This window comes from Sphingomonas sp. 2SG, from assembly GCF_005503285.1.
Classification (GTDB): Bacteria; Pseudomonadota; Alphaproteobacteria; order Sphingomonadales; family Sphingomonadaceae; genus Sphingomonas; species Sphingomonas taxi.
The window spans coordinates 20033-29969 of record NZ_SCMZ01000050.1 but is presented as its reverse complement, the minus strand read 5'-3'; the positions used below and the strand labels follow the sequence as shown (position 1 = coordinate 29969).

Genomic DNA, 9937 nt, shown 5'->3' with positions numbered 1-9937 from the left:
GCCGCCGCCAGCATCGGCGGCAGCGCGCCGATCGCCGCCAGCCGCAAGCCGACCATCAGCCCCAGGCCGAGCGCACCATAACTGCCGATTCGGCTGTCGCGCATGATCTCGATCGCCCTGTCGCCACGCGCGGTGCCGCCGAAGGCATCGCAGAAATCGGCGACGGCATCCTCGTGGAAGGCGCCGGTCAGCAACGCCTCGACCGCCAGCGCGAGCAGTGCCGCGATCACCGGCGGCCACAGCGCCTGCGCCGCGACGAAGATTGAGGCGGTCACTCCCCCGATCAAGGCGCCGACCAGCGGCAGCCACGCCATCGCCCGGGCGAACCCGTCCGCCGCCGCCGCCGCGTCCAGCCGCGCCAGTGCGGGCACCGGCAGCCGGGTGAGGAACTGCACCGCCAGCAACGGCGGTGCCCAGAGCGGGGCCCGCGCCATCAATCCGCCCGCTCGGCGCCGATCGCATCGAGCCGCGCGACGTCGCACAGCACCGCCGCCGCCGCGTCGAGCAGCGGCAATGCGACGAGCGCCCCACTCCCCTCGCCCAGCCGCATGCCCCAATCGAGCAACGGCTCCAGCCCGAGCTGCGCGAGCGCCGCGGCATGGCCCGGTTCGGCGGAGCGATGCCCGGCGATCATCGCGCGCACGCTGCCGGGTGCGAGCCGCTCTGCGACCAGCGCCGCCGCCGTGGCGACATAGCCGTCGAGCAGCAGCGTCGCGCCGCTTGCGCCGCCGCGTGCGAAGAAGCCCGCCATCGCGGCGATCTCATAGCCGACGACCGCGGCGATCGTCCCTAGCGTGTCCCCGGCAAGCCCCGGTGCAACCCGCGCGACCGCATCGGCGACGATCCGCGTCTTGTTGGCGACGATCGCCGCATCGGCGCCGGCACCCCGCCCGACCGCCGCCGCGGCGGGAAGTCCGGTCAGCAGCACGGTGAGCGCCGCGGCGGGCGTCGTATTGCCGATCCCCATCTCGCCGGCGATCAGCAGCGCCGCGCCGTCGTCGATCGCAGCATCCGCCTCCTCCGCGCCGACCTGCCACGCCGCCTCGAACTGCGCCGCCGTCATCGCTGCGCCCCGCGCAAGGCTCGCGGTGCCGTCCGCCACCCGCGCATCGCGGAAGAAAGCGGGCGCGTGCTCGATCCGCGGCCCCGCGACGCCGACGTCGACCAGCCGCAGCGGGCATTCGTGCGCCGCGGCGAGCGCGTTGCTGGTGGCGCGACCGGTAAGGATCGTCGCGACCATCATCCCCGTCACCGCCGACGGCCAGGCCGACACGCCATCGGCGACGCAGCCGTGATCGCCGGCGAACAGCACGATCCGCCGCGGCCGGGTGCGCGGATCGAGCCGATCCTGCGTCCGCGCCAGCCGCACCGCGATATCCTCCAGCCGCCCCAGGCTGCCGCGCGGCTTGGCGAGCGCATCGAGATGGGCGCGAACGTCGGCGTCGGTCATGCGGCGGTCCTTGCAAGCGCGATCAGCGCGTCGATGTCGAGCACCCGTTCCAGCGTCGTGGCGATCGCGTCGAGCGCCTCGTCGATCGCCTCCCGCCGGTCGAACCCGTCCGAGACGACACCGAGCGGCGCGAGCAGGTGCGCGCGTGCGGCGGGGTCGTCGAACAGGCCGTGGACGTAGCAGCCCGCGATGCGGCCGTCCTGCGCGCGCGCGCCGTCGGCGACGCCATCGGCGAAGCGGAGCAGCGGCGGCGTGCCCGCATCGGGCGTGGTGACGCCGGCGTGGATCTCATAACCGGTGAAGCCGATGCCGGCACCGATCTCGCCGGTGATCGGCCGGGTCCGCTTGTCCGCGGCGATCACCGTATCGACCGGCAGCAGCCCGAGACCCACGACCGTCTCCGCCGGCCCCTCGATCCCCCGCGGATCGGCGACCGTCCGCCCGAGCATCTGATAACCACCGCAGATGCCCAGCACCCGCCCGCCGCGGCGGACATGCGCGGCGAGATCGACGTCCCACCCCTGTGCGCGGAAGAAGGCGAGGTCGGCGATCGTCGCCTTGCTCCCCGGCAGCACGACCAGCGCCGCATCGCCCGGCAGCGGCCGGCCCGGCGGGATCATCGCCAGCCGCACGCCCGGTTCGTGCGCCAGCGCGTCGAAATCGTCGAAATTGGCGATCCGCGACAGCATCGGCACCGCAATCGTCACGCCCGCGCCCGCCGCCGCACGCCCCAGCGCCACCGCATCCTCGGCGGGCAGCAGCGCTGCCTCGGCCAGCCACGGCACGACGCCGATCGACCGCCAGCCGGTACGCGCGACGATCTCCGTCAGCCCGTCCGCGAACAGCGCGGGATCGCCGCGGAATTTGTTGACGATGAAGCCATGGATCATCGCCGCATCGTCCGCGTCGATCACCGCCCGCGTCCCGACCAACGACGCGATCACGCCGCCGCGGTCGATATCGCCGACCAACACCACCGGCACCCCGGCGGCACGGGCGAAACCCATGTTGGCGATGTCGTTGCGCCGCAGGTTGATCTCGGCCGGCGACCCCGCCCCCTCGACCACGACGATATCCGCCGCCGCCGCCAGCCGCCGATAGGCATCGAGCACCTCGCCGAGCAGATCGGGCTTGCGCCGCCAATAGTCGCCCGCCGCGAGCGTCCCGCGTGACCGGCCGGCGACGACGAGCTGCGAGGTGCGGTCGCTTTGCGGCTTGAGCAGCACCGGGTTCATGTCGACGTGCGGTGCGACGCGCGCGGCGATCGCCTGCAACGCCTGCGCGCGGCCGATCTCGCCGCCGTCGGCCGTCACCGCGGCGTTGTTCGACATATTCTGCGGCTTGAACGGGCGGACGACGAGGCCACGGTTGGCGAACGCGCGGCACAGGCCAGCGACGAGCACCGACTTGCCGACGTCCGACCCGGTCCCCTGCAGCATCACCGCGCCCATGCCAGCGCTCCGACGAGGATCCACAGCAACAGGCAGGCGATGCGATAGATGCGCAGCGCCCGCGCCAGATCGTCGGCGGCGGGCAGCGGCCCGGCGCCCAGCACCGCGCGCTGCGCCGGCTCGCCGTCATAGCATATTGCGCCGCCCAGCCGCCGCCCCAGCGCTCCCGCCATCGCCGCCTCCGGCCAGCCGCCGTTGGGCGAGGCATGGCGGCGCGCATCGCGCAGCATCGTGGCCCAGCCGCCGCCACCCGCCAGACAGACCAGCAGCCCGGAGAGCCGCGCCGGCAGCCAGTTGACCAGATCGTCCGCGCGCGCCGCCGCCCAGCCGAACCGGACCAGCCGCGGCGTGCGATGGCCGATCATCGAATCGGCGGTGTTGATCGCCTTGGCGGCGAACAGCCCCGGCAGGCCGGCGACGAGGAACCAGCAGGCGGGCGCGACGACGCCGTCGCAGAAACTCTCGGCAAGGCTCTCGATTGCCGCGACGGCGACGCCGCGCTCGTCGAGCGACTTGGTATCGCGGCCGACGATCATCGCCACCGCGCGCCGCGCCGCGGGCAGGTCGCCGTGTGCGAGCGGCCCCAGCACCGCCGCGACATGATCGTGGAGGCTGCGCTGCGCCAGCCCGGTGGTGCCGATCGCCACCACCGCGACCAGCCCCCAGCCCTGCCCCGCCAGCCGCTCGATCGCGCCGCCGGCCAGCGCCGCCAGCCCGACCAGCAGCGCCAGCAGCGCCACCCCGCCGAGCCGCTGCCGCACCGCGTCGCCGCGGTTCCAGCGCCGCTCGACCCCATCAATCAGCGCCCCCACCGCCACCACCGGATGCCGCCAGCGCCGCGGATAGCCGAACGCCGCCTCCGCAATCAGCATGGCAAACAGCGGCAGCGCATGGCTCACCGCGCGATCGGCAGGATGAAGCGCTGCCCGGCGGGGGTGACGCCGATCTCGACCTCCACCCCATAGGCTTGCGCGATCAGCGGCGCGGTCAGCACCGTCTCCGCCGGCCCAGCCGCGACGACGCGCCCGCCGCGCAACAATACCGCATCGTCGGCGATTCGCGCGGCAAGGTGCAGATCGTGCAGCACCAGCACCACGCCGCTGCCCGCCTCCGCGACGCCACGCAGCCGCGCGAGCACGTCGAGTTGATGCGCCGGATCGAGGCTGGCGAGCGGTTCGTCGGCGAGCAGCCAGTCGGGCTCGCCCGCCAGCACCCGCGCGAGCAAGGCCCGGCCACGCTCGCCGCCGGACAGCCGCTCGACGCCGCGCGTCGCGAAGCCGGTCATGTCGGTCGCCGCCAGCGCACGCGCCACCGCGGCGCGGTCGTCGTCGGTCTCGCCCCAGCGGCCGCGATGCGGCAGCCGCCCGAGACCGACGAGCGTCGCGACGTCGATATCCCAATGCACGTCCGCCGCCTGCGGCAGCAGACCGATCGCGCGCGCCCGCGCCCGCCGGTCGAGCGCCTGCACGTCGACCCCGTCGAGCGTCGCCGCGCCCTGGTCCGGCCGGCGCAGCGCGGCGAGACAGCTAAGCAACGTGCTCTTGCCCGCACCGTTCGCGCCGAGCAGCGCGGTCACCCGCCCGCGCCGGAAGGCGAAGCTGACGTCGTCGAGCACCCGGTTGCCGCCAAGCGTCAGGCCGATCCCCTCGGCCGCGAGTCCGGTCATGCGAGCCTCCGGCGCATCGCGATCAGCAGATAGAGGAAGAACGGCCCGCCCAACATCGACATCGCGATGCCGAGCCGCAGCTCGCTGACCGTCGGCACGATCCGCACCAGCGCGTCGGCCAGCGTCAGCAGCAGCGCGCCGCCCAGCGCCGAGGGCAGCAGGATCGCCGACGGCCGGTGTCCGGCGAACGGCCGCACCATATGCGGCACGATCAGCCCGACGAAGCCGATCTGTCCCGCCGTCGCCACCGAGGCGCCGACGGTCAGCGCCACTCCGGCGATCACCAGCCATTGCAGCCGCGCCGGATCGACCCCCATCGACCGTGCCGCCTGTTCGCCCAATGTGAGCGCATCGAGCGAGCGGCCGGTGGCGAACAGCAATGCCGCGCCGACCGCGACCAGCGGCGCGGCGACCTTGACGTCGTCCCAGCTCCGGTCGGTCAGCGCGCCGAGCAGCCACGTCACGATCTGCGACGAGACGAACGGCGTCGGCGCGAGGCTGATTGCCAAACTGGTCAGCGAGCCGAAGATGCTGGTGAGGATCATCCCCGCCAGCGTGAACAGGATCAGGCTCCCCGAGCGGCCGGCGATCAGCGCGAGCAACGCCATCGTCACCCCCGCGCCGACCAGCGCGAAGCCCGGCAACAGCCACATCTGCGCGGCATAGCCGAAATAGAGCGCCAGCACCGCGCCGAACGCCGCGCCGGTCGACACGCCGAACAGCCCCGGATCGGCGAGCGGATTGCGCAGATAGCCCTGCATCACCGCCCCCGACAGGCCGAGCGCCGCGCCGACGACCAGCGCCAGCACGGTGCGCGGCAGGCGCAGCTCGACGATGATGATCGAGCGCGGATCGGCGGCGGTCCACGCGTCCCACGGCACCCACACCTTGCCCGCCGCGACCGACAGCGCCGCGACGGCAAACAGCGCGACCAGCAGTCCGATATTGAGCCGCGTCATGCCCCGAATCCCCCGCGCACCTGCCGCAGCCGCGCCATCGCCGCGATGATCGTCGGCCCGCCGCAATTCATCAGCCGCGTCGGATAGGGCGCGACGGTGATCCGCCCCGCCAGCCGCCGCACCGCCGGATGCGACGTCATCCGGTCCTCGCCGACGTCGGCCGCGGCGGTCGACAGCAGCACGCGCGGCGGCCGCGCGACGAGATATTCGAGCGGCAGCACGTCCCATTTCTTGAGGCCATAGGTCGCGCTCATGTCGCGAAACCCGGCGCGGCGCAGCAGGTCGGCGGACAGCGTGCCGCTGCCCGGCACCAACCCGCCCGACTGCCAGATCAGCGCCGGCACCGGGGTCACCGCCGCCGGCCGCGCCGCCGCCGCGATCCGCGCCGCCAGCGCGACGCCGCGCTGCGGGTGGCCGACGACGCGCGCGATATCGCGCACCTGCTCCTCGCTCTCCGCGACCGTGTCCGGCACCGGATATTGGACGATACGGATCTTCATCCGGGTCAGCGCCGCGATCGTCGCGGGCGCGACATGCGGGCCGGTCAGCACCATATCGGGCGCCAGCGCCACCACCTCCTCCGCCGTGCCGGAGGTGGCGGCGAAGCGCATTGCCTGCGCCAGCGGGATCGAGGTCGCGCGTGGGTCTTGGGAATAATGGCTGATCCCGGCGATTTGCGCGGGCTTGGCGACGTGCATCAGCACCGCGTCGATACACGGATTGATCGAGACGATCCGCAGGGGCCGCGGCGGCGGGGCCGCCGACACCAGCGGCAGCGCGGCGATCGCGACGGCAAGCGGCCGGATCAATATTCGACGCCCTTCTGCGCCTTGAACCCGGCATTGTACGGATGCTTCACCTCACCGAATTCGGTGACTAGATCGGCGATCGCCAGCAGTTCGGGCCTGGCGTGGCGGCCGGTGATGCAGATATGCTTGGTCAGCGGCCGCTCCTTCAGGAACGCCACGATATCGTCGATCGGCAGCGTCCCGTCGCGCAGCACGATGTTGAGCTCGTCGAGGATGACGAAATCGATCTCGGGATCGAGGATCATCGCCTTCGACCGCTCCCACGCCGCCTGCGCCGCGGCGATGTCGCGCGCGCGGTCCTGCGTGTCCCAGGTGAAGCCCTCGCCCATCACCTCGAAGGTGGCGAGATCGGGATGCGCCTCGAAGAAATTGCGCTCGCCCGTCTCCCATTTGCCTTTGACATACTGAAGGATCGCGACCTTCAGGCCCCAGCCGATGCTGCGGATCGCCATCCCGAAAGCAGAGGAAGACTTGCCCTTGCCGTTGCCGGTGTGAACGATCAGCAGCCCGCGTTCGAGCGTGCGGCGCGCCTGCATCTTCTCGCGCGCCGCGGCGACCTTCGCCATGCGGGCGTTGTGGCGGGCATAGTCGTCGGTCATCAGCGATACTCCTCGAGGGCCGCGGCGAGGCGGGTGAGCGCCGCCGCGCCGCGCGGCAGGCCGATGCGCAACCGGTCGGTCCGGTCGGCGAAGGGGCGGGTCAGGATAGCATGATGCGCGAGCGTCCCGAACAGCCGCGCGGCATCGTTGCAGGCGACCAGCCGGAACAAGGGCGCGCTGCCGGCCAGCGCCAGCCCGGCCTCGTGCAGCACCGTGTCGAGCAGCGCGCCCGTCTCGACGATGCGGCTCGCCTGCGCACGCCGCCACGCGATATCGCGATAGGCGGCGGTGCCGATCGCGACCGCCGGCGACGACACCGGCCAGTCGCCGAGCATCGCACGCAGCCCGCCGGCGATTCGCGCGCCCGCCACCACGAAGCCGAGCCGCAAGCCGGGCAGGCCGTAGAATTTGCCGAACGAGCGCAACACGATCAGCCGGTCCGACGCGTGCGGGCACAGACCAGCCGCGGGATCAGCATAGGCCTCGTCGAGCACCAACGTCATCGGCGCAGCCAGCAAATCCACCGGGTCGGCGACGCGCCCGTCGGGATTGGCCGGGCTCGCCAGCACGAACAGGTCGTGGTCGCCCGGCCCCTCCGCCACCAGTTCCGCCTCCGGCCATGCCGCGCGATGGCCTGCATAGCCGGGATGGCGCACCGCCGGCGCGCGCGCGCCGATCAGCGGCGCGAGCAGCCGCATCGCCAGATCGGTCCCCGGCACCGCGACGACCTGCGCGGGGTCGGCGACGCCGAACGCCCGCGCCGCCGCCGCCTCCAGCGCCGCAATCTCCGCCGGCTCGGGCAGGCGATCGAGCCCCGCCAGCGTGTCGACCGGCCAAGACCACGGCGCGATGCCGGTCGACAGGTCGATCCAGTCCGCGCCGCCGAACGCCGCGCGCGCCGCCGCCACCCGCCCGCCATGGGCGCAAAAGGTGGCCCAGGGATGCGAGACAGGGGCGCGCGGGTCGATCATCAATAGGTCAGGCGGACGCCGCCGAAGGCGCCGCGCCCCGGCTGGCCATATTGCAGGATCGTCTGATAGCGCTGGTCGAACGCATTCTCGATCCGGCCATAGACCTCGACATGATCGACGATCGGGAAGGACGCGCGAACATCGGTGACGACATAGCCGTCGAGCCGCTGCGAGTTGGATGCGTTGTTGAAACTGTCCCCCACCGCGGTGACGGTCGCGCCGGTGGTCAGCCCGAACGGCCAGCGATAGTCGGCGTTGACCGACACGCTATTGTCCGGCCGTCGTGCCAGGTCGCGGCCGGCATCGGCGGTGCTGGTCGAGCGGTTCTTGGCGTCGAGATAGGTATAGGCGGCACTGACCGTCAGCGCCTCGACCGGGCGCAGCGTCAGCGCGAATTCCACGCCCTGCGCCCGCGCCCGCGCGACATTGTCATAGGTGCCGAACGGCCGGTCGGCGCAAATCCCCACGGACGTGTCGCAGGACACGAAATTGATAAGGTCGAATGAGGTGCGCCGGAAATAGGTCGCGCTCGCCTCGACGGCGCCGTCGAGCGCCTTCTGCGCCACGCCCGCGTCCCAGCCGCGCGAGCGTTCGGGGTTGAGCCGCGCATTCCCATATTCGCTCTGCAACTGATACAGGGTCGGCGCCTTGAACCCCTCGGAATAGCTCGCGCGGAACGCGGTCGCGCCATCGTTGGGCGAATAGACGCCGCTGGCCGAGACGGTCGTCGCTCCGCCGAAGATATTGTGGTCGTCGTGGCGCACGCCGCCGGTCGCGGTCAGCCCGGCGACCGGCGTCACCGCGAGCTGGCCGTAGACGCTGAAGATCCGCGCCCGCCCCCGGGTCGCCGGCCCGCCGTAGCTCGCCGTGGTGAAGCGCGACACCTCGCGCTCCGCGCCGAAGGTGGCGAACACCGCGGAACTCAGATCGGCGACGCCCTGATATTCGATCCGGTCGTTGCGCCCCTTGCCGGCGAACGTCTCGGTCGGCGTGCCGTCGGGATCGTAATTATGCCGGTCGGTATCGGTATGCGCATAGCCGAATCGGTTGCGGAACCGGCCGTCGAACAGTGCCGCATTGAGTCCGGCATAGGCCGTCCATTGCTCGCTCGTGCCATATTCGCGCGTATCGCCAAAGGCGAAGGTCGGCGGCGGAAAGCCGTCGATATCGGTACGGCCGTTGGAATAGAAACCGCGCACATCGACCGAGACGGTCGGCGCCAACGCGATGCCGAGGCTGCCGTTGGCGGCATAATTGCGATAACCGTCGCGCTCCGTGCCGGGCGCATAGGCCGAGATGCCCTCGGTGGTGTAATAACCGCCGCCCAGGCTCGCCGACACCGGCCCCATCTTGCCCGAGACGTTGGCGAAGCCCTGCCCGGTCTCGTGCCAGCCGCCCTCGACGCGCGCGTTGACCGCGACCTGCTCGGTCGGCTGACGGGTGATGAGGTTGACGACGCCGCCGATCGCCTGACTGCCCCACAGCACCGATTGCGCGCCGCGCAGCACCTCGATCCGCGCGATATTGCCGATCAGCAACCCGCCGAAGTCGAAGCCGCCGCCCGGCGACGAGGGATCGTTGAGCTTGATCCCGTCGATCAGCGCGACGGTCTGGTCGCTCTCCGCGCCGCGGATGTTGACCGAGGTCGCGGTGCCGACGCCGCCGTTGCGCGTCACGCTGACGCCCGGCGTCTGGCGCAGCAGATCGGCGACGACCACCGCCTGCCGCTGGGTGATCGTCGCGGTGTCGAGGACGGTCACCGCCTGGCCGACGGTGGACGCGGGTCGCGCCTCGCGATTGGCGGTGACGAGGATGTCGCTGCCGGCGTCGGCGACCTGCTCGAGGCCGCTGGTCGATTGCGCGGTCTGGGCGAAGGCAGGTGTCGCGGCCGCGATGCACGGCAGCAGGATGAGACAGGCGTAGTTCTTCACGATGGTTTCCCCCTCGTTGCAACAACGGGAGCACGCACCGCGATTTCGCCGGAACCGGTCTGTCCGCCGCGCAACGCCCCCAACATCGTCGTCTCGCGAGG

Annotated in this window: 10 protein-coding genes; all 10 read right to left on the bottom strand. The window is 72.0% G+C overall.

Annotated features, from left to right (window positions below):
- A partial coding sequence (locus tag FFS23_RS16590; RefSeq protein ID WP_137899479.1) for an adenosylcobinamide-GDP ribazoletransferase occupies positions 1–434 on the bottom strand: 434 nt, incomplete at its 3' end.
- Positions 434–1450 carry a nicotinate-nucleotide--dimethylbenzimidazole phosphoribosyltransferase gene (gene cobT / locus FFS23_RS16585; RefSeq protein ID WP_137899478.1) on the bottom strand — a complete coding sequence of 339 codons (1017 nt, stop codon included), beginning with the start codon at positions 1448–1450 and terminating at the stop codon, positions 434–436. The genes cobT and FFS23_RS16590, both read right to left, overlap by 1 nt.
- Positions 1447–2901, bottom strand: a complete 1455-nt coding sequence (locus FFS23_RS16580) for a cobyric acid synthase (protein WP_137899477.1) — start codon at positions 2899–2901, stop codon at positions 1447–1449. The genes cobT and FFS23_RS16580 overlap by 4 nt, the downstream gene beginning before the upstream one ends.
- A complete protein-coding gene (cbiB, locus tag FFS23_RS16575; RefSeq protein WP_249340726.1) occupies positions 2889–3800 on the bottom strand; it encodes an adenosylcobinamide-phosphate synthase CbiB in 912 nt (303 codons plus the stop codon). Before cbiB ends, FFS23_RS16580 begins: the two co-directional genes overlap by 13 nt.
- Positions 3797–4567 (bottom strand): ABC transporter ATP-binding protein, encoded by a 771-nt coding sequence (locus FFS23_RS16570; RefSeq protein ID WP_137899476.1) that lies wholly within the window; start codon positions 4565–4567, stop codon positions 3797–3799. Before FFS23_RS16570 ends, cbiB begins: the two co-directional genes overlap by 4 nt.
- Positions 4564–5526: a FecCD family ABC transporter permease gene (locus FFS23_RS16565; RefSeq protein WP_137899475.1), complete on the bottom strand. Its 963-nt coding sequence runs from the start codon at positions 5524–5526 to the stop codon at positions 4564–4566. Before FFS23_RS16565 ends, FFS23_RS16570 begins: the two co-directional genes overlap by 4 nt.
- Positions 5523–6335: an ABC transporter substrate-binding protein gene (locus FFS23_RS16560; RefSeq protein ID WP_249340725.1), complete on the bottom strand. Its 813-nt coding sequence runs from the start codon at positions 6333–6335 to the stop codon at positions 5523–5525. The genes FFS23_RS16565 and FFS23_RS16560 overlap by 4 nt, the downstream gene beginning before the upstream one ends.
- Positions 6332–6934: a cob(I)yrinic acid a,c-diamide adenosyltransferase gene (gene cobO / locus FFS23_RS16555; protein WP_137899474.1), complete on the bottom strand. Its 603-nt coding sequence runs from the start codon at positions 6932–6934 to the stop codon at positions 6332–6334. Before cobO ends, FFS23_RS16560 begins: the two co-directional genes overlap by 4 nt.
- Positions 6934–7905 carry an aminotransferase class I/II-fold pyridoxal phosphate-dependent enzyme gene (locus tag FFS23_RS16550; protein ID WP_137899473.1) on the bottom strand — a complete coding sequence of 324 codons (972 nt, stop codon included), beginning with the start codon at positions 7903–7905 and terminating at the stop codon, positions 6934–6936. Before FFS23_RS16550 ends, cobO begins: the two co-directional genes overlap by 1 nt.
- Complete coding sequence (locus tag FFS23_RS16545; protein ID WP_137899472.1) at positions 7905–9836, bottom strand: TonB-dependent receptor plug domain-containing protein; 1932 nt, start codon at positions 9834–9836, stop codon at positions 7905–7907. Before FFS23_RS16545 ends, FFS23_RS16550 begins: the two co-directional genes overlap by 1 nt.
- Positions 9837–9937: the final 101 nt, after the last annotated feature.